Source organism: Superficieibacter sp. HKU1, assembly GCF_029319185.1.
Classification (GTDB): Bacteria; Pseudomonadota; Gammaproteobacteria; order Enterobacterales; family Enterobacteriaceae; genus Superficieibacter.
Genome location: NZ_CP119754.1, coordinates 862,038 through 883,810 on the forward strand (window position 1 = coordinate 862,038; position 21,773 = coordinate 883,810).

Here is a 21,773-nt window from a genome sequence, read left to right on the forward strand (position 1 = left end):
ATGAAAGGCACTAAGCAGAGCGTAAAACCCGGCGTCCAGTGCTGGCTGACGCCGCTGACACTGGCGATGGCGAGCCTACTGACGCCCGCGAAAGGCCGGGCTGAGAATTACTTTAATCCGGCCTTTCTGTCGGACGATCCGGCTGCGGTAGCCGATCTTTCGCATTTCGAGGGCAACGAGCAGGCACCCGGTACTTACCGGGTAGACGTTTATCTGAATAAAAATTTCCTCGCCAGCCGTGATATTCGCTTTACGGCGGCGAAGCCGGTGCTTTCTGCCTCGGTTCAGGCGCTGCGGGATGATACCGGCCTGAGCGCCTGCCTGACACCCGGCGCGCTGGCGCAAATGGGCGTCAATCTGGCGCAGTTTCCTGCGCTCGCCGCCGCCGCGCCGGAGAGCTGCATTGATGTTGGCGCAGCGATTCCCGCAGCCTCTTCGCGCTTTGATTTTGCCCGGCAACGGCTGGATATCAGCATCCCCCAGGCGGCCATCAAAAATAATGCCAGAGGCTATATTCCGCCCGCGCAGTGGGACGAAGGCGTCAATGCGTTAACGCTCAACTACGACTTTACTGGCGCTAACAGCCGCGATAACAGCGAAGGCAGCGTAACCAGCAACAATTATTTTCTCGGTTTAAACAGCGGCCTGAACCTTGGGGCGTGGCGGCTACGCGACTATTCCACCTGGAGTTATAACAGCGGCAGCGAAGAGAAGAAAAGCGACTGGCAGCATATCAGCACCTACGTCGAACGCGATGTCATTCCTCTTAAAGGCGAGTTGACCGCAGGTGACAGCTATACGCCTGCCGATGTGTTCGACAGCCTGCCTTTTCGCGGAATGCAGATTGCCTCTGACGATAATATGCTGCCGGACAGTATGAAAGGATTTGCGCCAACCATTCACGGTATTGCCAACAGTAATGCCCAGGTCACCATCAAACAGAACGGCTACACCATTTATCAAAGCTATGTGCCGCCGGGCGCATTTACGATTAAAGATCTCTATTCGACCTCTGCGAGCGGCGATTTGACGGTAGAGGTGAAGGAGTCGGACGGCACGCTGCACAGTTATGTCGTGCCTTATTCCGCCGTGCCGGTACTTCAGCGCGAAGGCCGGATGAAATACGCCGTGACGGCGGCAGAGTATCGGGGCGACAGCAGCCAGAAAGAGGATGTGAAATTCGGCCAGGCTACCCTGTTATGGGGGTTACCTCACGGCTTTACCCTCTATGGCGGTTCGCAGTTTTCCGATCGTTACACCGCAGCGGCATTGGGCAGCGGCGTCAATATGGGCGAGCTCGGCGCGATATCGGCGGATATTACGCAGGCGCGCAGCACGCTGGCGGATGACAGCTCGCATCAGGGCCAGTCCGTAAGACTTCTGTACGCGAAATCGCTTGAAAATGTCGGCACCCATATTCAGTTGATGGGCTATCGCTATTCGACGTCCGGTTTTTATACCCTGGATGAAACCGCCTGGCGGCATATGGAGGGCTATACTGGCCAGCCGGATGACGACGACAAGCCGCAGTGGCAGGATTATTACAGTCTTTATTACACCAAACGCGGCAAAGTGCAGATTAACCTTTCTCAGCCGCTGGGCCGGATGGGGTCGATCTTTTTTACCGGCAGTAAACAGAGCTACTGGCATACCGATGAAACCAACTCCCTGCTGCAAATTGGCTATAGCGGCACGCTGGACAGTGTCAACTGGAGCCTGACCTATAACTACACCAAAGCGCCGGGCGAGCGCGAGAGCGATCAAATCTTTGCGCTCAGTCTGTCGCTGCCGCTAAGCCAGTGGCTCATGCCGGACGACGACGTGGCGGCGGGTCATCATCACAATGTTTATGCGACCTATAACGCCAGCTCCGATAAACACCATAACGTGACGCAAAACGCCGGAATTAGCGGCACGCTGCTGGATGACAATAATCTGAGCTACAGCGTCCAGCAGGGTTACCAGAATCACGGCGTGGGTGCCAGCGGCAATGCCAGCGTTGAGTATGACGGTGCCTGGGGCAATGCCAATGTGGGCTATAACGACAGCAATAATGGCGACTACCGGCAGGTCAACTACGGTCTGAGCGGCGGCATTGTGGCGCACGCCCACGGTATTACGTTGAGCCAGCCGCTCGGCAATACCAATGTCCTTATTGCGGCTCCCGGTGCGAGTAACGTCAAGGTCGAAGGGGAGCCGGGTGTTCATACCGATTGGCGCGGCTATGCTGTGGTCCCCTATGCCACCACCTACCGGCAAAATCGCCTGGCGCTGGACGTCGACTCCATGGCAGACGATGTGGATGTCGATGATGCGGTCACTAACGTCGTGCCCACTGAAGGGGCGCTGGTACGGGCGACGTTTAAGGCGCATGTCGGCGAGCGCGCCCTGCTGACGTTGCTGCATCTTGGCAAGCCGGTGCCGTTTGGTGCCACGGTAACGCGGGATGACGCTGAGGACGAAACTATCGTGGGCGATAGCGGCGAAACCTATTTATCCGGGTTAAGTGAACGCGGAACGTTAAACGTCCAGTGGGGCGACAAACCGGATCAGCACTGCGTGGCCCATTTTCAACTTCCCGCTCTTCAGCAACCGCTGGTTCGGCAACAGGTAGAATGCAACTAAATGAATTCGCGTATTTTATTTTTCGTCACGCTATTTATGGCACAGAACTGCCTGGCGGCAATTTGTCAAAATATCAACGGCGTAGCCTCAAACATTAATTATGATCTGACCACCACCTTAACCGCCGCTCAGAACCAGCCAGGGCAGACGGTACAACTGGTAAAAAGTCAGGAGGTCAACGTGCAGGCGATCTGTCCGGCGGGAACCGCACCTACCGGGCGTACTTTTCGCTCCTACGTCACGCCTTTCACCGTGGCGGAAACTAACGGTCCCTGGCAATATTTGAAACTGGATCCTGATTACCTTGAAGGGGCTATGCAAATTCGGGATTCAGCGGCAGGAACCATTTATCCTCCCCTCAATTATGTGTACATGGGATATGACGAAAATGTGGATAGCGGTAACCCCTTTTATATCCGCGATTCCAACTTACTTTTCCAGATTAAAATCGTCAGGTCATTTATCGGGACGATCGTGATTCCCCCGAAAAACATGTTCAGCGTGTATGTCACCACGGCCCCCAACGATCCGCTAACGCAGGCGGTTTACAACATCACTTACAGCGGCAGCGTTACTGTTCCGCAAAGCTGTGAAATTAACGCCGGACAAACCATTCTCGTCGATTTTGGCACCCTGAATAGCGGCAGCTTCAGACACGCGGGCGAAAAACCCGAGGGCGTGCGGACAAAAACCTTTAATGTGCCGGTGAAATGCAGCGGCACCAGTTCGCAGGTCAACCTGAGCATGCGTATCCAGGCGACGCCCGATCCTCATTTTTCCCAGGCTATTGCCTCAGATAACCCGGACGTCGGCGTGGTGGTGAGCAATAACCAGGGCGCGGCCCTGACGCCCAATGATATTAACAGCGTCGTTCCCTTTACCACCGATGACGCTGGTACGGCAAATATCGTGCTGCAGGCTTACCCGGTCAGCACCACCGGCGAAACGCCGGAGGAGGGGACGTTTACCTCGCTGGCAAACTTACGGGTGGATTTCGATTAAATGAATACCCTGAAATGGTTACCGGCAAGCATGTTGTTCATTCTGCTTAGCGGCACTGCCGCCCGCGCCGACGACAATAGCTATAACCTTGAGTTTACGGGCACCATCCAGGCGGCGACCTGCAATGTCGACCTGTCCAGCCTGAGCCAAAGTATCGATCTGGGGCAATTCCCTATCGACAGCTTCCCGTCCGTGGGCACAACGACAAAGTTCAAACCCTTCAACATTAACCTGCGTAATTGTTCGCGCGGCATCAGCGGCACGAAGGTCTGGTTTACCGGCGAAGCCGACAGTAATAACCCGGCGCTGCTGGCGTTGACCGATACCGGAATGGGTAATGAGACGATGATGGCCACCGGAGTAGGCGTGGAAATTCTGGATGAAAACCAGGACCCCGTCAGCATCAATAATACGGATTCGGTGGTTTATCCCCTCAAAGCGGGGAGAAACACGCTTTCTTTTTATATCCGCTACAAATCTACCCTCCCGCAGGTAACCTCCGGTAACGCCACGGCGGTGATGTATTTTGATCTGGAATATCAATAAGGATTGGACATGAAGTTTTTGCTGGTTCTGTTACTGGCGATGGTCGCTTCCGCCGGTGCGCAGGCACACGCAGGGCGAGTCTACGTCACCGGTTCTATTACGGATAACACCTGTACCCTGACGCCTGATTCGGAAACGATTACGGTCGATATGGGCAGCGTATCGAGCCGCCAGTTTTATCAGGCCGGAGCCGGGGCCGACTGGCAGCCGTTTACTATCAATCTGGAAAACTGTGGCAGTACCGTCAGCGGCGTTTCGGTCAGCTTTAGCGGCGCGGCGGATAGCCAGAGCCCGGACCTGCTGGCGCTCACCGCCGGAGCCGGTAATGCGTCGGGGGTCGGTGTGGCGCTCTACAATAAAAATAAAAGCCCCATTCCTCTCGGCGAAAATAGTCAGATACAGGTGCTGATACCGGGCCAGCAGTCGGCACATCTTAACTTTTATGCGCGTTATGTGGCGGATGGCAGCACGGTTGCCGCCGGAACGGCCAACGCCTCAGCGACATTTATCTTAACCTATGCGTAACGCTCTGCTTTTAATCCTGCTGATGCTCAGCGTCACGGCAAACGCGGGCGTGGTCATTGGCGGCACGCGCTTTATTTACCCTGAGGGACGTCAGGCGCTGGACGTGCCTGTTCGCAATGACTCCCCCGCACCGTGGCTGATTAATACCCACATTCTCTCCACACAACGCTGGCCGGGGGCGGAAGTGCGCGCCGTTACGGATACGCCGTTTATTGCCACGCCGCCGCTGTTTGCGCTTTCCGCCGGACAGGAAAATAAAGTCCGCCTGATCCGTACCGCCGTGCCGCTCCCTGCGGACCGGGAAAGTCTGTTTACGCTGAGCGTTGCTGCTATACCGTCGGGAAAAGCCGGGCCGGACAGCGTGCAAATGGCGATTCGTTCAGCGCTGAAGCTGATTTATCGCCCCGCCGGGCTGAAGGGCGATCCGCAGCAGGCTTACGCTCAATTACGCTGGAGCCGTACCGCAGATGGCGTAGCGGTAGACAATCCCACGCCGTTCTACGTCACGCTTTTTAACGTTCGCGTCAACGATAAGCCCGTGGATAACGCCGGGGTGGTTGCGCCCTTCCGTTCGCGCACGCTGGCGTGGTGCAAAGGCACGGCGGCCTGCCAGCTCCGGTGGCAAACCCTTAACGATTATGGGCGGGTAATGCCGCCGCTGAACGCCGACGTGCGGGATCGCCAATAAATGTGTACTACATCCTCCAATGATACGAAAAGAGAAGAGTGTTATGTCCCGTAAAGCAGTAAAAATGAGTCGTCTGGCCATCCTCCTGACCCTGGCGGGCGTGGGGGCGATGCCCGCAGCCAACGCCGCTGACGCTGACGCGTTCACGCCAGCACAGCAGGCGCAGATTGGCCAAATCGCGGAAACCTACTTAACCGCCCACCCGGATAAAATGGGCGAAGCCGTGGCGACCTACCTGGCCGATCATCCGGAATTTCTGGTCGCTGCCAGCGAAAGTTTGCACCAGCGTCAGCAAATTGCTCAGCAGCAGGCTTACGTGCAGCTTGCCCGTCAGTATCAGGCGGACCTGCTGTCAACGGACAGCCCCTCCGTCGGCCCTAAAAATGCCAAAGCGGCGGTGGTGATGTTCTTTGATTACCAGTGCGCATGGTGCAGCAAGATGGCACCGGTGGTTGAACAGGTGATCAAATCTAACCCGGATGTGCGTTTTGTCTTTAAAGAGTTCCCGATCTTCGCCTCCCGCTGGCCCGCTTCAGGCCTGGCGGCGCGCATTGGCGAGCAAATTTGGCTTAATAAGGGGGGCGACGCTTACCTGGCCTGGCACAATGCGCTATACGCCACCGGAAAAGTGGAGGGCGATCTGACGGAACAGGAGATCCTGACCAGCGCGGAACGCTATTTGACGGCGGAGCAGATCGCGGCAGTGAAACAGATGCACGATAGCGGAACGATACATGATGCGCTGATGGTCAACCGTGCGCTGGCACAGCATATGGGCTTTACCGGCACGCCAGCGTTTGTCGTGATGCCGCAGGCAAAAAATCCGCATATAAAACAAATTACCGTTATTCCGGGCAGTACTTCGCAGGATATGCTGCTGATGGCAGTTCAGAAAGCGAAAGGCTAACGGGCAGGGGAAGCCGGAGCGGCTTCCCGGCGTAACATTGCAGGCATCATCCTGTCACCAGCGAGTTGATGATATGAATGATACCGGGCTGATACAACGGAGTGTCATGTATTATGAATATCAGGCTATTAACGTCAGGCGTTCTCTTTTTTTTCCTGGGTATTTTAGCGAATGACGCCAGCGCTGACGGGCAGCTTAACTTTAAAGGCGCAGTGATTGAGTCCGGCTGCTGGCATGAATCCAGTCTGCCAATGATCCTCTGCCAGAAAAGAAATATCATTGAGCGTCATATTATTATCGAAAACCTGAGCACCAGTATCACCTCGCCTAACGTCAGGATTGAACACACTTTCCTTGATGAGGATAAGCAGCTGACGTTATTGCGTATCATTTATGACTAACGATAGTTAAATTATGCCTTTCAGGCAGCTTTCCGGCTGCCTTATTTATATCAGCACACCTCTCATTCTCATATCAAACGCGTCGGCGATAATTTGTGTTGCTTTGTGATTAGCCATCGATCCTGTGTTACCGGATGATTTACCGCGGACATTAAACCGCAATCCATTCACATTAAAAGGATATTAACATGGCAAAAAGTAAATTAATTAAAAGCGATACGCTGACGGAAACCAGCAATGCCGCTGACGGTTTTAACCCGGCTAAAGATGACAGCAAACTTAGCTACACTTCTGCTCGTGTCGCCAAACCGGTTTATAACCAGTACAAAGCCGACAGCAAAAAACCAAAAGTTTTCGGTTATTTTACCGACTGGTCCCAGTACGATTCCCGTTTACAGGGTGATGATATTCCTAAAAACCGTGGCCGCGGCTATGACCTGGCCAATGTGTCTCCTACGGCTTACGACAAAATTATCGCGGGCTTTGTGGGTATTGTTGGTTTTCATAAAATTGATGGCGAATCACGCGACGTGGTCGCGGAAGCGGCCGAGCTGTGCGGCAAAGTGAAATATGAGCCGACCTTCCTCGATCCGTGGGGCGATTTCCAGAGCTATGTTAACCTGGGCTTTGACGTCAGCGGCTGGGATGTCGATCCGAAGACCGTGACGCAGGCGAATACCAAGGGCTTCCTTGGCGCGCTGCGCGACCTGCAGGCGAAAGCGAAAAAACAGGGCCACAACCTTGAGCTGTCCATGAGCATCGGCGGCTGGACCATGAGTAACGGCTTCCACGAAACGGCATCGAAAGATTCCTCGCGTAAAATCTTCGCCAAAGGGCTGGTGAAACTGTTCAAACAGTTCCCGATGTTCAGCGGCGTGGACCTGGACTGGGAATACCCGAACGATGAAGCGGCAGGCAACCCGTACGGCCCGGAAGACGGCGCTAACTTTGCCCTGCTGATCGCCGAAGTGCGTAAGCAGCTGGATGCCGCAGGCCGCAGCGATGTGAAAATCTCTATTGCCGCCTCCGCTGTGGTGCAGAAGCTGCAATTTATCGATCTTAAGACGATGATGAATGCCGGTATGGATTACATCAACGTCATGACTTACGACTTCTTTGGCACCCCGTGGGCAGAAACGCTGGCGCATCATACCAACCTGAAAGCGCTGACCGCAGGCGGCTGGTCCGTTGAAACCATCGTTGATTATCTGCTGGCGGAAGGCTTCCCGGCTGAGCGTATCAACATCGGCTATGCAGGTTATACCCGTAACGGCCGCAACACCGAAATCACCAGCTTCTCGCCGCTGGAAGGGACCTATAACCCGGGTAAAAAACTGGCCAATGGCGAGTATGAAACCACCACCGGCTCGTTTGAATCCGGCACTACCGAATGGTACGACGTGATTTATAACTATCTGGACCTGGAAACCCAGAAAGGGCGTAACGGCTTTAACGTTTATACCGACAAGGTTGCCGATGCTGACTATCTGTACAACCCGGATTCTAAGCTGTTCCTGTCACTGGATACCCCGCGCACGGTGAAAGCGAAGGGCGAGTATGCGGCAAACCTGGGTCTGGGCGGCGTGTTCACCTGGACGGTAGACCAGGACAACGGCGTGCTGGTTAACGCGGCACGTGAAGGCCTGGGCTATGAAATCAGCAAAGAAGTGATCGACATGGAGCCGTTCTATTTCGAAGGCATCAACGTTGAAGAACAAGAAGATGAAAAAGAGGACGAGGGCAAAGACGAAGATCAGACTGACGATCAGCCAGAAGACGACACCGTACCGACAGTAAACCACGCACCTAAAGCAGCCATTGAACTGCTGGTGGTCGGCGGTTCCCGCGTCCGTCTTTCCGGTGCGAAATCATCTGATGAAGACAATGATGTTCTGCGCTATAGCTGGGGTGTGCCTGCGGATATTACGGTTGAAGACAAAACGGCGGAAGTCATCGAGTTTACCGTGCCGAAAGTATCCGTAGATACCGACTTTATCTTTACCTTGTTCGTGCGCGACAGCAATGGCGAGCCGTCAACGCAACAGCGTTTCGTGCTTTCTGTTGTTCCCGCATCTTCTGCAGTAAATCCTGACGAAGATGACGACTACGACGATGGTGAGGAAGATGAAGAACATGACGACATGGAAGATGATGACGTCGCACCGCAGCCAGAAGATGATGCCGTCCAGCCCGATGAGAACGCTCCTCACCCGTGGTGGAATGCCACTACCATTTATGGTGCAAACTGGGGTTCCTTCGAGATTGTTAGCTGGAAAGGCCATAACTACCAGGTCAAATGGTGGAGCTGTGGCGATCAGCCGGATGAAAACTGCAGCCAGGGCAGTGTCTGGACCGATCTTGGTGCTTATTAATCTGTAAATGAAAGTCAGGCCCCGGAGCAATCCGGGGCCTTTTTGTCGTTGGTTCATCCTGCCAGCAAATGCGCAAGCTGACGCTATTACGCGCATAAAAAAACCCGCCATTCAGCGGGTTTTTCACAAAGCGACAACAAGCAGGCGATTAAGCCAGTTTGTTGATCTGAGCGGCCAGGTTAGCTTTATGACGCGCAGCTTTGTTTTTGTGGATCAGACCTTTTGCGGCCTGACGATCCACGATCGGTTGCATTTCGTTAAATGCGTTCTGTGCAGCAGCTTTGTCGCCAGCTTCGATAGCTGCGTATACTTTCTTGATGAAAGTACGCATCATAGAGCGACGGCTAGCGTTGTGTTTGCGAGCCTTTTCAGACTGAACGGCGCGCTTCTTAGCTGATTTGATATTAGCCAAGGTCCAACTCCCAAATGTGATCTTTATGGACAATTCAAAGGCCGAGGAATATGCCCTCTTAGCCTTCTTTTGTCAATGGATTTGTGCAAATAAGCGCCGTTATTATAGCGACGCTCGTTACGTAGTGATGGCGCAGGATTCTACCAGCTTGTGCGGCGTGAATACAGCTTTTCTGCCATAAAATTCGCACCCTGACGACAGATTTTCCTGTATGTCGCCGTAAGGTTGATGAAATCCCTCAACCTTTCTGCTTCAGGATGTAATCGCGGGTTAACGTCGCCTCCTGTACAAGGTATAATCCGACGATTTTCACTGTTTTGAGCCAGAGATGAAGCTGATACGCGGCATACATAACCTCAGCCAGGCCCCGCGCGGGTGTGTGCTAACCATTGGTAATTTCGACGGTGTGCATCGCGGACACCAGGCGTTGCTGAAAAACCTCCTTGCCGAGGGGAAAGCGCGCAGGCTTCCGGTAGTGGTGATGATTTTTGAGCCGCAGCCGCTGGAACTGTTTGCCGCTGATAAAGCGCCCGCCCGCCTGACGCGGCTGCGTGAAAAACTGCGCTATCTGGCGGAGTGCGGGGTGGATTACGTGCTCTGCCTGCGCTTTGACCGCCGCTTTGCTGCCCTGACCGCGCAGGCGTTTATCAGCGATCTGCTGGTTGACCGTCTGGGCGTGAAGTTTCTCGCCGTGGGCGATGATTTCCGCTTTGGCGCTGGTCGGCAGGGCGATTTCTTGTTATTACAGAAGGCTGGCGCGGAGTTTGCCTTCGACGTCACCAGCACCCAGACCTTCTGTGACGATGGCGTGCGTATCAGCAGCACTGCCGTGCGGCAGGCGCTGGCCGCCGACGACCTCGATCTTGCTGCCAGCCTGCTGGGGCACCCGTTTACGATTTCCGGGCGCGTCGTGCACGGCGATGAACTGGGACGCACCATCGGCTTTCCAACGGCCAACGTGCCGCTGCGCCGTCAGGTTTCCCCGGTAAAAGGGGTCTACGCGGTTGAGGTCATGGGGCTCGGCGGGCAGCCTTTTTTTGGCGTCGCCAATATTGGCACCCGGCCAACAGTCGCTGGCGTGCGTCAGCAGCTGGAAGTGCACCTGCTGGACGTTGTAATGGACCTTTACGGTCGCCATATAGATGTGATACTGCGTAAAAAGATACGCAGCGAGCAGCGATTTGCCTCGCTGGACGAGCTAAAAGCGCAAATCGCGAAAGATGAATTAACCGCCCGTGAGTTTTTTGGGCTATCAAACCCGGCTTAACGCCTGAGTGATAAATACGGAAACGAGAATCTGATGAGTGACTTTAAATCAACCCTGAATTTGCCGGAAACAGGGTTCCCGATGCGTGGCGACCTCGCCAAACGCGAACCGGGAATGCTGGCGCGTTGGACCGATGATGACCTGTACGGCATCATCCGTGCAGCCAAAAAGGGCAAAAAAACCTTCATTCTGCATGATGGCCCTCCTTATGCGAATGGCAGCATTCATATAGGTCACTCGGTCAACAAGATTCTGAAAGACATTATCGTGAAGTCCAAAGGGCTTTCTGGTTATGACTCTCCGTACGTGCCGGGCTGGGACTGCCACGGTCTGCCGATCGAGCTGAAAGTGGAGCAGGAATTTGGCAAGCCGGGCGAGAAATTCACCGCCGCCGAGTTCCGCGCTAAATGCCGCGAATACGCTGCCTCTCAGGTTGACGGCCAGCGTAAAGACTTTATCCGTCTGGGCGTGTTGGGCGACTGGTCGCATCCGTATCTGACGATGGACTTCAAAACCGAAGCCAACATCATTCGCGCGCTGGGCAAAATCATCGGTAACGGCCACCTGCATAAAGGTGCCAAGCCGGTACACTGGTGCGTGGATTGCCGTTCCGCGCTGGCGGAAGCGGAAGTCGAGTATTATGACAAAACCTCGCCATCCATTGACGTTGCTTTCCAGGCTGTCGATCAGGATGCGATTCAGGCGAAATTTGGCCTGCCGGGCGTTAGCGGGCCGATCTCGCTGGTGATCTGGACCACCACACCGTGGACCCTGCCAGCTAACCGCGCCATCTCCCTGTCGCCTGAGTTTGACTACGCGCTGGTGCAGATCGACGGTCAGGCGCTGATTCTGGCGAAAGACCTCGTCGCAAGCGTGATGCAGCGCATCGGCATTGCGGATCACACCATTCTCGGCACCGTAAAAGGCTCCGAACTGGAGCTGATGCGCTTTACCCATCCGTTTATGGGCTTCGACGTACCAGCCATTCTGGGCGATCACGTGACCCTGGATGCCGGTACCGGCGCAGTGCATACCGCCGGTGGTCATGGTCCTGACGACTACACCATCAGCCAGAAATACGGTCTGGAAATCGCTAACCCGGTTGGCCCGGACGGCGCGTATCTGCCGGGAACGTATCCGGGACTGGACGGCGTTAACGTCTTCAAAGCGAACGACCTGATTGTTGAACTGCTGCGTGAAAAAGGCGCGCTGCTGCACGTTGAAAAAATGCAGCACAGCTATCCGTGCTGCTGGCGTCACAAAACGCCGATCATCTTCCGCGCTACGCCGCAGTGGTTCGTCAGCATGGATCAAAAAGGTCTGCGCGCGCAGTCGCTCTCAGAAATCAAAGGCGTGCAGTGGATCCCGGACTGGGGCCAGGCGCGTATCGAATCAATGGTTGCCAACCGTCCTGACTGGTGTATCTCCCGTCAGCGTACCTGGGGCGTGCCGATGTCGCTGTTCGTGCATAAAGACACCGAAGAGCTGCACCCGCGGACCCTCGAACTGATGGAAGAGGTGGCGAAGCGCGTTGAAGTGGACGGCATCCAGGCATGGTGGGATCTCGACAGCCGCGACATCCTCGGTGACGATGCCGACAACTATGTCAAAGTGCCGGATACCCTCGACGTGTGGTTCGACTCCGGGTCTACCCATTCCTCAGTGGTTGACGTGCGTCCGGAATTTGCCGGTCATGCGGCGGATATGTATCTGGAAGGCTCCGACCAGCATCGCGGCTGGTTTATGTCCTCGCTGATGATCTCCACGGCGATGAAAGGCAAAGCGCCGTATCGCCAGGTGCTGACTCACGGCTTTACCGTCGATGGTCAGGGCCGCAAGATGTCCAAGTCGATTGGCAACACCGTGTCGCCGCAGGACGTAATGAACAAACTGGGCGCGGATATCCTGCGTCTGTGGGTGGCATCTACCGACTACACCGGCGAGATGGCGGTCTCTGATGAGATCCTCAAACGCGCCGCCGACAGCTATCGTCGTATCCGTAACACCGCGCGCTTCCTGCTGGCGAACCTGAATGGTTTCGATCCGGCGAAAGACATGGTGAAACCGGAAGAGATGGTGGTGCTGGATCGCTGGGCCGTCGGCTGTGCGAAAGCCGCGCAGGAAGAGATCCTCAAAGCCTATGAAAGCTACGATTTCCACGAAGTAGTACAGCGCCTGATGCGCTTCTGCTCCGTCGAAATGGGCTCGTTCTACCTCGACATCATCAAAGACCGCCAGTACACCGCGAAAGCGGACAGCGTGGCGCGTCGTAGCTGCCAGACCGCGCTGTACCATATCGCGGAAGCGCTGGTGCGCTGGATGGCACCGATCATGTCCTTCACCGCGGATGAGATCTGGGGCTACCTGCCGGGCGAACGTGAACAGTACGTCTTTACCGGTGAGTGGTACGAGGGGCTGTTCGGCCTCGCGGAAACCGAAGCGATGAACGATGCCTTCTGGGATGAGCTGCTGAAAGTGCGCGGCGAAGTGAACAAGGTTATCGAACAGGCGCGCGCCGACAAAAAAGTGGGCGGTTCACTGGAAGCGACGGTCACGCTGTTTGCTGAACCTGAACTGGCGGCTAAACTGGTGGCGCTGGGCGACGAATTACGATTTGTCCTGTTGACCTCCGGGGCGCAGGTCGCTGATTATGCGAGCGCGCCTGCTGATGCCCAGCAGAGCGAGCTGCTCAAGGGGCTGAAAGTCTCGCTGAGCAAAGCCGACGGTGAGAAATGCCCGCGCTGCTGGCATTACACTCAGGACATCGGTAAGGTGGCGGAACACGCAGAAATTTGCGGACGCTGTGTAGTCAACGTCGCCGGTGACGGCGAAAAACGTAAGTTCGCCTGATGAGTAAACCGATCTTTTCAACAGGGCTACGCTGGCTGTGGCTGGTGGTAGTCGTGCTGATTATCGATCTGGGCAGTAAATACCTGATCCTCCAGAACTTTGCTCTGGGGGATACGGTGTCTCTGTTCCCGTCGCTTAATCTGCATTATGCGCGTAACTATGGCGCGGCGTTTAGTTTTCTGGCGGATAGCGGCGGCTGGCAGCGCTGGTTCTTTGCCGGTATTGCGGTGGGGATCAGCGTGATCCTTGCTGTCATGATGTACCGCACAAAGGCCACGCAAAAGCTGAATAACATTGCTTACGCGCTGATTATCGGCGGCGCGCTGGGTAACCTGTTTGACCGCTTATGGCACGGTTTCGTGGTCGATATGATCGACTTTTACGTCGGCAACTGGCACTTCGCGACCTTTAACCTTGCCGACAGCGCGATCTGTATCGGCGCGGCGCTGATTGTGCTGGAAGGCTTTTTGCCGAAGGCCGCCGCGAAAGAGCGCGCGTAGCGGGTAATGCCGGGTGGCGCTGCGCTTACCCGGCCTGGGGTGTTGTGGATGTGATGCCGGGTGGCGGCTTCGCCTTACCCGGCCTACGATATTGTGGTTGTAATGTCCGGCGGCGTTGCGTTTATCTGGTCTTTTGTAGGCCCGGTAAGCGCAGCGCCACCGGGCACGCGGTACTGCCAGGCCAGCGTGGCCGGTACTATCGGTACCCTATAAGCCCGGATCGCCCTGCGTCACCGGCTAAAACAAGTGAGCAATCTGCATGTCTAAATCTGTACAGAGCAACAGCGCGGTGCTGGTGCATTTCACGCTGAAGCTGGAAGATGGCTCTACCGCGGAGTCAACCCGTAACAACGGTAAGCCAGCGTTGTTTCGCCTTGGTGATGCCTCGCTTTCCGAAGGGCTGGAGCAGCATTTGCTGGGCCTGAAGGCCGGGGAGAAAACTGCTTTTTCCCTGGAGCCGGATGCGGCGTTTGGTATTTCCAGCCCGGATCTCATTCAGTACTTCTCGCGCCGTGAGTTTATGGACGCGGGGGAACCGGAGATCGGGGCGATTATGCTCTTTACCGCTATGGATGGCAGTGAAATGCCGGGCGTGATCCGTGAAATTAACGGCGATTCCATCACCGTCGATTTTAATCATCCGCTGGCCGGGCAAACCGTCCATTTTGATATTGAAGTACTGGAAATCGATCCGGTACTGGAGGCATAAGATGCAGATCCTGTTGGCCAACCCGCGTGGCTTCTGCGCCGGAGTAGACCGCGCTATCAGCATTGTTGAGAACGCGCTGGTGATTTACGGCGCGCCGATTTATGTGCGTCATGAAGTCGTGCATAACCGCTACGTGGTCGACAGCCTGCGCGAGCGCGGCGCGATCTTTATCGAGCAAATCAGCGAAGTGCCTGACGGCGCTATTTTGATTTTCTCCGCCCACGGCGTCTCGCAGGCGGTACGTAACGAAGCCAAAAGCCGCGATCTCACGGTCTTCGACGCGACCTGCCCGCTGGTCACCAAAGTGCATATGGAAGTCGCACGCGCCAGCCGTCGCGGTGAAGAATCTATTCTTATCGGCCACGCCGGGCACCCGGAAGTGGAAGGCACGATGGGCCAGTACAGCAACCCGGCAGGGGGCATGTATCTGGTTGAGTCGCCAGAGGACGTTGCCACGCTGAATGTCAAAAACGATGGCAAACTGTCGTTTATGACCCAAACCACGCTCTCGGTGGATGATACCTCCGACGTCATCGACGCACTGCGCGAACGCTTCCCGAAAATCGTCGGCCCGCGTAAAGATGATATCTGCTACGCCACCACCAACCGTCAGGAAGCGGTGCGCTCGCTGGCGGAACAGGCGGATGTCGTGCTGGTGGTTGGCTCGAAAAACTCCTCTAACTCCAACCGTCTGGCAGAGCTGGCGCAGCGGATGGGCAAAGCCGCCTATCTGATTGACGATGCTACCGATATCCAGGAAGAGTGGGTAAAAGACGCCGCCTGCGTCGGCGTCACCGCAGGCGCATCCGCCCCGGACATTCTGGTGCAGAACGTGATTGCCCGCTTGCAGGAACTCGGCGGCGGCGAAGCCATCCCGCTGGAAGGCCGCGAAGAGAATATCGTCTTTGAAGTCCCGAAAGAACTGCGCGTGGATGTGCGGGAAGTAGAGTAAGCCTGCCGTAACTCAGCCGGACGCCGCCGTTTTAGCGCCGTCCGGCACTTTCCCCCGTAAATGTGATCGCTTCAGCAAAACCGGACGACGCCCGTCAAGGTTAATCGATTAATCTGTTATCCTTTCCCCGCTGTTCTCCTTGGGCCGGAGAAAAATATGAACATTTCAATCACCCAGCCGCCGCAGGTGGCGTGGGCCAGCGGCCTGTTCTCTGGCGGGCCACTCATCCGCAAATCGACCTGTATTGGCAGCCTGGCAAACGTCTTTGCCGATGAACACGCGTGGCAGGCGTACCCGCCTCATGAAGTTGTTTATGAGGTGGAGATGCTGGATACCGCTTCTACAGAAGGCGCGCTATATACCGGCGTGACTCATCTGAACCCCGGAAAAGTCGGCGATGAATACTTTATGACGCGCGGGCACTTCCATGCACGGCGCGAGCAGGGCGAAGTGTATTGCGGCCTGCGAGGAGCCGGGTTATTGCTGTTGCAGGATGAGCAGGGCGCGGCGCGCCTTGAGCATGTCTTTCCCGGATCGGTGCATATCATCCCCGGCTTTACCGCCCATCGTCTGATTAACACCGGTAGCGATATTCTCTCCGCGCTGGCCGTCTGGCCGAGTGCGGCAGGGCACGATTACGCCGCGCTGGCGCAGGGATTCTCGGTGCGTGTAGTGGAGGAAGGCGGAGAGGCTCAGGTTAAGGAGATAAACCATGACTGATTATGGTCTGGATATGTCGATCCACGCTCAGCCGCTGGGATTCAGTTACGGTAATGACGTTACCGGGCCAATGCCGGAGATCCGCACCCTCGATCAGATCCGCGCCTCGCTGCGCGATCCCGACTGTGACGGGCCGGATCAGGTTTATGCCATCGCGATGGACGTGGCCCGACTACAGGATCGCCAGGAGCTGGAAAAACGGATGCTGCTGTTTGGCGTGGTCACCTATGCGGCAGGTCAACTCGGCGATGAGCCGATTCGCAGCCAGGGCCACATTCACCGTATCAGCCAGCACAGCGGCTGGTCGCCGCCGGAGCTGTATGAAATCTGGCAGGGTAAGGCCATCATCTATATGCAGGAGTATGTTGAAGACGATCCGGGGCGCTGCTTTGCCGTCCTTGCCGGGCCGAGGGAGAAAGTACTGGTACCGCCAGGCTGGGGACACGCCACGATTTCGGCCAGCCCGGACGAGGCGCTGACCTTCGGCGCATGGTGCGATCGCGAATATGGATTTGAGTATGAGGCGGTAAGGGCGCATAAAGGGCTGGCATGGTATCCGCTGGTGCAGGATAACAATATTATCTGGCAGCATAACGCCCACTATGTACCCGGCCGGCTACAGGTGATCACGCCGCGCAAATACACCGAGTTTGGCATTACGGACGAGCCTGTCTATCAACAATTTATTACCGACCCGGCGCGCTTTCAGTTTATTTCTAAGCCGGAGAAAGCGGCACCCTTGTGGCACCATTTTCATCCCTGATTGATGAAGATATCAGGTTGCAGAGCGTACCCTGCAACCTGAAAATGACTACTCCTCAGTATCCGGCAACGTAAACCCGTTATCGGCAATCAGCTGGCGATACCAGCGCGCGCTCTTTTTCAGCCGCGTCTCTTTTGTTTGCGGATTAAACTCAACCAGACCATACATATTCTTAAACTGATTGCTCGGTGACCATAAATCGATAAACGACCACAGGTGATAACCGCGCAGGTTAACGCCTTCTGTCACCGCCTGATGTACGCAGCGCAAATGCTGCTGCAAAAATTCGATCCGGTAGTCGTCCTGAATCTCGCCGTTTGCCCCCCGGAAGTTCCACTCCTTTTCCACGCCCATGCCGTTTTCACTGATGTAGCATTCGACGTTGCGGTAGTCCTGCTTAATCATCATCAGCGTATCGTATAGCGCCTGCGGATAAATCTCCCAGCCGCGGGACGTGTTCATTACCCGGCCCGGCATATCATAGAAATCATAAAAAGCGTTGCGATCCTTTTTTTCGTCCGCTTCAGGCGTGCGTTCTTTCGCTTTTACCCTGGCGGGGAAATAGTAGTTTATGCCGAGGACATCAATCGTATTGTTGGCGATGATCTGCAAATCGTCAGGCGTAAACTGCGGCGCGGCGTCGATCTCTGCAAGCGTGGTAAAATAGCTTTCCGCAAAGCGCCCGTGGATCAGCGGATCGAGAAAACTGCGATAATTTAACAGGGCAAAGATCTCCGCAGCCTTGACATCTTCCGCGCTCTGGCTTCGGGGATAGACGTGGTTAATGTCGATAACCGAACCGATTTTTTTCTTAAAATGATGCTGTTTATAACACGCTACGACGCGAGCGTGCGCCAGCACCATATTGAAAATCACCTGGCTGTGGTAGCGAAAATCGACAATATTCGGATAGCAGCGATTATCTAAATACTTAAGGTCGGCATCCACCCGCGGCTCGTTATAGATATGCCAGATATCCACCAGATCGTCGAATAGCGCAAAGCACGTATGGCAATACGCCACGAAATCATCAATCACCTCACGATTGCCAAAACCGCCGCGATCTTCAAACAGTACCGGCATATCAAACCAGTACAGTACGACATAAACTTCCATACCGCGCTGTTTCAAGTCACGGAAGATGGTCTGGTAGTAGTCTCTCGCCTGCGGATCGACATTCTTGCCGTCAGGCATCAATCTTGCCCACAGGATCGACGTGCGAAAGCTCTGGTGGTTTAATTGTGCGAGATAATCGTGATACAGCGGATAACGGTGATACCAGTCTAATGTCTCATCAGGGCCTTGTTGCTGATAAAAGCATTCTGGCTGTAGTTGGTGATATTTTTCATATACCGTTGCGGCCCTGCCGTCCTGATCCCAGGCACCTTCGGTTCCCTGCGCCCAAATCGCGCTGCCCCAGGAAAAATGTTTCGGGAATGGGTAAAACATCATTCGCTCCTTCTTATTTAACCGTATTCTGTTTATTAATGATTCTGATAAATGGCAGCCATATGAGTACCCCAATAAATAAATTAAAAGCCTGTAATACCGCCCCCATAATCGAGTTGGTGGCGAGGAAGCCTGAAATTAATGGCGGAGTGGTCCAGGGGATTTGGACGCCTGTAGGCCGGGGAACAATACCAAAACGCATAAAACAATAAGTGCTGATAACAAAAACCACCATAACCAGCACCCAGGGAATAAGAATAAAAACGTTCAATACCACTGGCAGCCCGAACGCCACCGGTTCTGATATGTTAAATATACCGGCGGGCACGGAAATTTTACCGATCTCGGCCCCCGCAGTGGCTTTCTTCGCAAATAACACCAGCGCGATAACCAGCGAGAAAAATTGCGGCCAGATAAACACTTCCATAAACTGCTGGGTGACGATGTACGGTAGCGGCTCTCCGGCTGCAAACGCCGAGGCGTTGGCGGTGGAGGCCACCTGCCAGAGCGGCGACATAATCGCCCCGACCAGACTTTGCCCGTGCAATCCCATAAACCAAAACAACTGGACGAAAAGGGCGGCGATCACGGTGGGAATGAGGCCGGTACCGATGTTGACCATTGGCGATTGCAGCACTTCATAAATGAATTTATTCATACTGCCATAGGGCGTGAGCGAGAAGCCAAAGCGAATAAGTGCCATCACCAGGAAGGTGATAATCAACGGCAGCAGAAACAAAAATGAGTTTGCGACATTCGGAGGCACCATATCAGGCAGTTTAATCGCCAGGTTTTTTGACGTTAGCCAGCGATAGAGCGTACAGGAAAAAAAAGCGGAGAAAATACCGACGAACATGCCGGCAGAACCCAGGTATTGAGTAGGGATGCTTACGCTGGTAGTGCCGTTTTCCGATACCACCGTAAAAGGGATTAAAATCAGAAACGAGCCTAAGACGACAAACAGGGTAAACAGTACCGAAATTTCGTATTCTTTGGCATAAAACCAGGCGATACAGAAGATAAGATAAAGCGAAATTAATCCTAATGTGATATCCACGATAGGAGAAAGTATTTGTCTCACTAATAAAAGCGTATCTGCGTTTACTACAGATTCAATAAAAGGGAAATACATAATAATCAGTGCAAACGATCCGCCGATGGTAATCGGAATTAAAGAGACCATTGCGTTTTTTAATATAGTTAGTGTTTTGTTGCGCGACACCCAGTTTCCTGTCGGGATAAGCCATTTTTCCAGAAATCCCTCTATCTTATTCATGATTATCTCCTGATGTTCAGAATAAAAAATTGGCTGCACAAAGTGATAACAGCAATTCCCGCTGTGGTTTTTATTTGAGTAAAAATGCCAGATTATAAAAAAGCGTTATTAGCGTGCTATTGATCTTATTAATGTATTTCAGCCTTTCTTTTCATTAACCAGAAAGGCTGAAAATGCCTGTGAATTATCCGCTGAACAGGCCGGTCAGCACGCCGATGGCGGCCAGCACCAGCAGGAGCAACATCGCTTTTACCGGCGATACGCCCCGTTTTGCCATCAGATACCAGGTTCCCAGCACAACGATAAGCGGGAGCAACTGGGGGAAAATGCCATCCAGCATTTGCTGAACGTGGATGTTCACCCCCTCTTTGGTAATAAACTCCAGGCCGGTGCCAAGCTTAACGTAGCTGGCCGCCACGCCGCCCATCACAAAAACGCCGAGCAGTGAAAGCGCCTCCCGCAGGCGCGTGGATTTGCTGCTTACCAGCATCTCAACCGAGCCAGAACCCATTTTGTAGCCTTTCAGAAACAGCAGCCACGATCCGGGGATAATGATCGCCAGCCAGGCGATAGTATAAAACAGGGGGCCGAGAATGCTGCCGCCCGCCGCCAGCGCCATCCCGATGCTCAACAAAATGGGGATCAGCATACCGGGGATCATTGAGTCGCCGATGCCTGCCACCGGCCCCATCAGCCCGACTTTCAACGTATTAATGGTTTCGCCGTCGATAGGTTCACCGTTAGCGCGTTTCTCCTCCAGCCCCAGGACCATGCCGTTAACGATGGCCCCGAGCTGGGGTTCGGTATTATAAAATGAGGCGTGACGCCGCAGCATCTCCGTGCGCTGCGCTGCATCCGGATAGAGCTTGCGGGCGACTGGCAGCAGGCTGAGACAAAAACCGAGCGATTGCAGACGTTCAAAGCTCATTGACGACAGGTTGTGCATCATCCACGCCCGCCAGCAGCGGCGCAGATCGCGACGGTTAAGTTTGCGCTCTTCCATCAGAATTCATCCTCATCATCGACCGCGCGCGGGGCATTAACGCTCTGCGGCGGTTCCGGTTTGTAGTTGTAGTGGATCAGCGCCAGCAGCGCGCCGACAATCACCAGCGCCACCATATTCAGCTTGAGAAAAACAATGCAGACGAAGCCCACAAGGAAGTAGATCAGCAGGGAGTAGCTCTTGATGATCTGCTTAAGCAAGATGGCGATCCCGACGGCAGGCAGGATGCCACCCAGCACGTTCATGGTGGAAAGCACGATTTTCGGCAGACTCTCCATAAAGCCGCTGATATATTGCGCGCCGAAATAGACGGCAATAAACGTAGGCACAAAGCGCAGCACGAAGTTGGTGGCCTGCGGAAAAATAACGCTGTTAAGGTAAATACCGCGCGCGTTGTCCTGTTCTATCGCTGTGTCCGCACGATGGTTCCAGAAGGAGTTCAGCACCATCATGGCGTTAAACAGAATGGTGCCAGCAATGCCAATCGTCGCCGCCAGCGCGACCGCCACCTCCGGCCCCTGGCCTGAGAGCACGCCCAGCGCAATCGCCGGGTAAGCGACGAAGTTCAGATCGGCGGGCATTGAGCCGCCCGGCGTCACCATCGCGATATAGACCGCCTGCACCGCCACGCCAATCATAATGCCGGTTTTCACATCGCCAAGGATCAGGCCGACCAGTAAACCCGAAACCAGCGGACGGGTGATCAGATACCAGCCGCCGGTCAGCCCCAGTAGCCAGGGGCAGCTAAGCGCGCCGAGATAGCAGAGAATGCCGATCAATGTAGCTTCAATAAACATCGTCGCCTC

The 21,773-nt window shown here is 54.8% G+C and carries 20 protein-coding genes and 1 pseudogene; 16 read left to right on the forward strand and 5 right to left on the reverse strand.

The annotated features are described in order from the left end of the window. From P0H77_RS04220 to P0H77_RS04255, 8 genes are all read left to right on the forward strand, one after another. Positions 1 to 2,625 carry a fimbrial biogenesis usher protein gene (locus P0H77_RS04220; RefSeq protein WP_276165042.1) on the forward strand — a complete coding sequence of 875 codons (2,625 nt, stop codon included), beginning with the start codon at positions 1 to 3 and terminating at the stop codon, positions 2,623 to 2,625. Then, a complete protein-coding gene (locus tag P0H77_RS04225; protein WP_276163708.1) occupies positions 2,626 to 3,627 on the forward strand; it encodes a fimbrial protein BcfD in 1,002 nt (333 codons plus the stop codon). Then, positions 3,628 to 4,173 carry a fimbrial protein BcfE gene (locus P0H77_RS04230; RefSeq protein WP_276163709.1) on the forward strand — a complete coding sequence of 182 codons (546 nt, stop codon included), beginning with the start codon at positions 3,628 to 3,630 and terminating at the stop codon, positions 4,171 to 4,173. Between the two features lie 9 nt (positions 4,174 to 4,182). Further along, positions 4,183 to 4,698 (forward strand): fimbrial protein BcfF, encoded by a 516-nt coding sequence (locus P0H77_RS04235; protein ID WP_276163710.1) that lies wholly within the window; start codon positions 4,183 to 4,185, stop codon positions 4,696 to 4,698. Next, positions 4,691 to 5,386, forward strand: coding sequence for a pili/flagellar-assembly chaperone (locus tag P0H77_RS04240; RefSeq protein ID WP_276163711.1), 696 nt, complete (start codon positions 4,691 to 4,693; stop codon positions 5,384 to 5,386). Before P0H77_RS04235 ends, P0H77_RS04240 begins: the two co-directional genes overlap by 8 nt. Before the next feature lie 43 nt (positions 5,387 to 5,429). Further along, positions 5,430 to 6,293: a DsbA family protein gene (locus P0H77_RS04245; protein ID WP_276163712.1), complete on the forward strand. Its 864-nt coding sequence runs from the start codon at positions 5,430 to 5,432 to the stop codon at positions 6,291 to 6,293. A gap of 113 nt (positions 6,294 to 6,406) precedes the next feature. Beyond that, positions 6,407 to 6,694 carry a hypothetical protein gene (locus P0H77_RS04250; RefSeq protein WP_276163713.1) on the forward strand — a complete coding sequence of 96 codons (288 nt, stop codon included), beginning with the start codon at positions 6,407 to 6,409 and terminating at the stop codon, positions 6,692 to 6,694. Between the two features lie 188 nt (positions 6,695 to 6,882). Beyond that, positions 6,883 to 9,066: a glycosyl hydrolase family 18 protein gene (locus P0H77_RS04255; RefSeq protein ID WP_276163714.1), complete on the forward strand. Its 2,184-nt coding sequence runs from the start codon at positions 6,883 to 6,885 to the stop codon at positions 9,064 to 9,066. A 148-nt stretch (positions 9,067 to 9,214) separates the two neighbouring features. Here P0H77_RS04255 and rpsT read toward each other — a convergent pair whose 3' ends face one another. Then, positions 9,215 to 9,478: a 30S ribosomal protein S20 gene (gene rpsT / locus P0H77_RS04260; RefSeq protein ID WP_103678447.1), complete on the reverse strand. Its 264-nt coding sequence runs from the start codon at positions 9,476 to 9,478 to the stop codon at positions 9,215 to 9,217. 150 nt (positions 9,479 to 9,628) lie between these two features. Here rpsT and P0H77_RS04265 point away from each other — a divergent pair. From P0H77_RS04265 to P0H77_RS04300, 8 genes and pseudogenes are all read left to right on the forward strand, one after another. Further along, positions 9,629 to 9,799 (forward strand): annotated as a pseudogene (locus P0H77_RS04265) (hypothetical protein). Positions 9,800 to 9,806: 7 nt separating this feature from the next. After that, entirely contained in the window at positions 9,807 to 10,745 is a 939-nt protein-coding gene (gene ribF / locus P0H77_RS04270) for a bifunctional riboflavin kinase/FAD synthetase (protein ID WP_276163715.1), read from the forward strand. Positions 10,746 to 10,778: 33 nt separating this feature from the next. Then, entirely contained in the window at positions 10,779 to 13,595 is a 2,817-nt protein-coding gene (ileS, locus tag P0H77_RS04275) for an isoleucine--tRNA ligase (RefSeq protein WP_276163716.1), read from the forward strand. Then, positions 13,595 to 14,095 (forward strand): signal peptidase II, encoded by a 501-nt coding sequence (lspA, locus tag P0H77_RS04280; RefSeq protein WP_103678444.1) that lies wholly within the window; start codon positions 13,595 to 13,597, stop codon positions 14,093 to 14,095. The genes ileS and lspA overlap by 1 nt, the downstream gene beginning before the upstream one ends. A gap of 259 nt (positions 14,096 to 14,354) precedes the next feature. Continuing rightward, positions 14,355 to 14,804: an FKBP-type peptidyl-prolyl cis-trans isomerase gene (gene fkpB, locus P0H77_RS04285; protein WP_276163717.1), complete on the forward strand. Its 450-nt coding sequence runs from the start codon at positions 14,355 to 14,357 to the stop codon at positions 14,802 to 14,804. A gap of 1 nt (position 14,805) precedes the next feature. Next, positions 14,806 to 15,756 carry a 4-hydroxy-3-methylbut-2-enyl diphosphate reductase gene (gene ispH, locus P0H77_RS04290; RefSeq protein WP_276163718.1) on the forward strand — a complete coding sequence of 317 codons (951 nt, stop codon included), beginning with the start codon at positions 14,806 to 14,808 and terminating at the stop codon, positions 15,754 to 15,756. Between the two features lie 156 nt (positions 15,757 to 15,912). Then, positions 15,913 to 16,476 (forward strand): glucose-6-phosphate isomerase family protein, encoded by a 564-nt coding sequence (locus P0H77_RS04295; protein WP_276163719.1) that lies wholly within the window; start codon positions 15,913 to 15,915, stop codon positions 16,474 to 16,476. Next, entirely contained in the window at positions 16,469 to 17,239 is a 771-nt protein-coding gene (locus tag P0H77_RS04300) for a glucose-6-phosphate isomerase family protein (protein WP_276163720.1), read from the forward strand. The genes P0H77_RS04295 and P0H77_RS04300 overlap by 8 nt, the downstream gene beginning before the upstream one ends. 48 nt (positions 17,240 to 17,287) lie before the next feature. On the opposite strand, the gene P0H77_RS04305 is transcribed toward P0H77_RS04300, so the two are convergent. From P0H77_RS04305 to P0H77_RS04320, 4 genes are all read right to left on the reverse strand, one after another. After that, a complete protein-coding gene (locus P0H77_RS04305) occupies positions 17,288 to 18,691 on the reverse strand; it encodes a glycoside hydrolase family 1 protein (RefSeq protein WP_276163721.1) in 1,404 nt (467 codons plus the stop codon). A 10-nt stretch (positions 18,692 to 18,701) separates the two neighbouring features. Then, positions 18,702 to 19,964 (reverse strand): PTS transporter subunit EIIC, encoded by a 1,263-nt coding sequence (locus P0H77_RS04310; RefSeq protein ID WP_276163722.1) that lies wholly within the window; start codon positions 19,962 to 19,964, stop codon positions 18,702 to 18,704. 184 nt (positions 19,965 to 20,148) lie between these two features. Then, on the reverse strand, positions 20,149 to 20,967 hold the full coding sequence (locus tag P0H77_RS04315; protein ID WP_176918353.1) for a PTS system mannose/fructose/sorbose family transporter subunit IID: 819 nt from the start codon (positions 20,965 to 20,967) through the stop codon (positions 20,149 to 20,151). Further along, positions 20,967 to 21,764: a PTS sugar transporter subunit IIC gene (locus P0H77_RS04320; protein ID WP_276163723.1), complete on the reverse strand. Its 798-nt coding sequence runs from the start codon at positions 21,762 to 21,764 to the stop codon at positions 20,967 to 20,969. The genes P0H77_RS04315 and P0H77_RS04320 overlap by 1 nt, the downstream gene beginning before the upstream one ends. Positions 21,765 to 21,773 lie beyond the last annotated feature (9 nt).

Coding starts and splice junctions, on each gene's coding strand:
- P0H77_RS04220 (WP_276165042.1), top strand. CDS start 1: ATGAAAGGCACTAAGCAGAGCGTAAAACCCGGCGTCCAGTGCTGGCTG.
- P0H77_RS04225 (WP_276163708.1), top strand. CDS start 2,626: ATGAATTCGCGTATTTTATTTTTCGTCACGCTATTTATGGCACAGAAC.
- P0H77_RS04230 (WP_276163709.1), top strand. CDS start 3,628: ATGAATACCCTGAAATGGTTACCGGCAAGCATGTTGTTCATTCTGCTT.
- P0H77_RS04235 (WP_276163710.1), top strand. CDS start 4,183: ATGAAGTTTTTGCTGGTTCTGTTACTGGCGATGGTCGCTTCCGCCGGT.
- P0H77_RS04240 (WP_276163711.1), top strand. CDS start 4,691: ATGCGTAACGCTCTGCTTTTAATCCTGCTGATGCTCAGCGTCACGGCA.
- P0H77_RS04245 (WP_276163712.1), top strand. CDS start 5,430: ATGTCCCGTAAAGCAGTAAAAATGAGTCGTCTGGCCATCCTCCTGACC.
- P0H77_RS04250 (WP_276163713.1), top strand. CDS start 6,407: ATGAATATCAGGCTATTAACGTCAGGCGTTCTCTTTTTTTTCCTGGGT.
- P0H77_RS04255 (WP_276163714.1), top strand. CDS start 6,883: ATGGCAAAAAGTAAATTAATTAAAAGCGATACGCTGACGGAAACCAGC.
- ribF (WP_276163715.1), top strand. CDS start 9,807: ATGAAGCTGATACGCGGCATACATAACCTCAGCCAGGCCCCGCGCGGG.
- ileS (WP_276163716.1), top strand. CDS start 10,779: ATGAGTGACTTTAAATCAACCCTGAATTTGCCGGAAACAGGGTTCCCG.
- lspA (WP_103678444.1), top strand. CDS start 13,595: ATGAGTAAACCGATCTTTTCAACAGGGCTACGCTGGCTGTGGCTGGTG.
- fkpB (WP_276163717.1), top strand. CDS start 14,355: ATGTCTAAATCTGTACAGAGCAACAGCGCGGTGCTGGTGCATTTCACG.
- ispH (WP_276163718.1), top strand. CDS start 14,806: ATGCAGATCCTGTTGGCCAACCCGCGTGGCTTCTGCGCCGGAGTAGAC.
- P0H77_RS04295 (WP_276163719.1), top strand. CDS start 15,913: ATGAACATTTCAATCACCCAGCCGCCGCAGGTGGCGTGGGCCAGCGGC.
- P0H77_RS04300 (WP_276163720.1), top strand. CDS start 16,469: ATGACTGATTATGGTCTGGATATGTCGATCCACGCTCAGCCGCTGGGA.
- P0H77_RS04305 (WP_276163721.1), bottom strand. CDS start 18,691: ATGATGTTTTACCCATTCCCGAAACATTTTTCCTGGGGCAGCGCGATT.
- P0H77_RS04310 (WP_276163722.1), bottom strand. CDS start 19,964: ATGAATAAGATAGAGGGATTTCTGGAAAAATGGCTTATCCCGACAGGA.
- P0H77_RS04315 (WP_176918353.1), bottom strand. CDS start 20,967: ATGGAAGAGCGCAAACTTAACCGTCGCGATCTGCGCCGCTGCTGGCGG.
- P0H77_RS04320 (WP_276163723.1), bottom strand. CDS start 21,764: ATGTTTATTGAAGCTACATTGATCGGCATTCTCTGCTATCTCGGCGCG.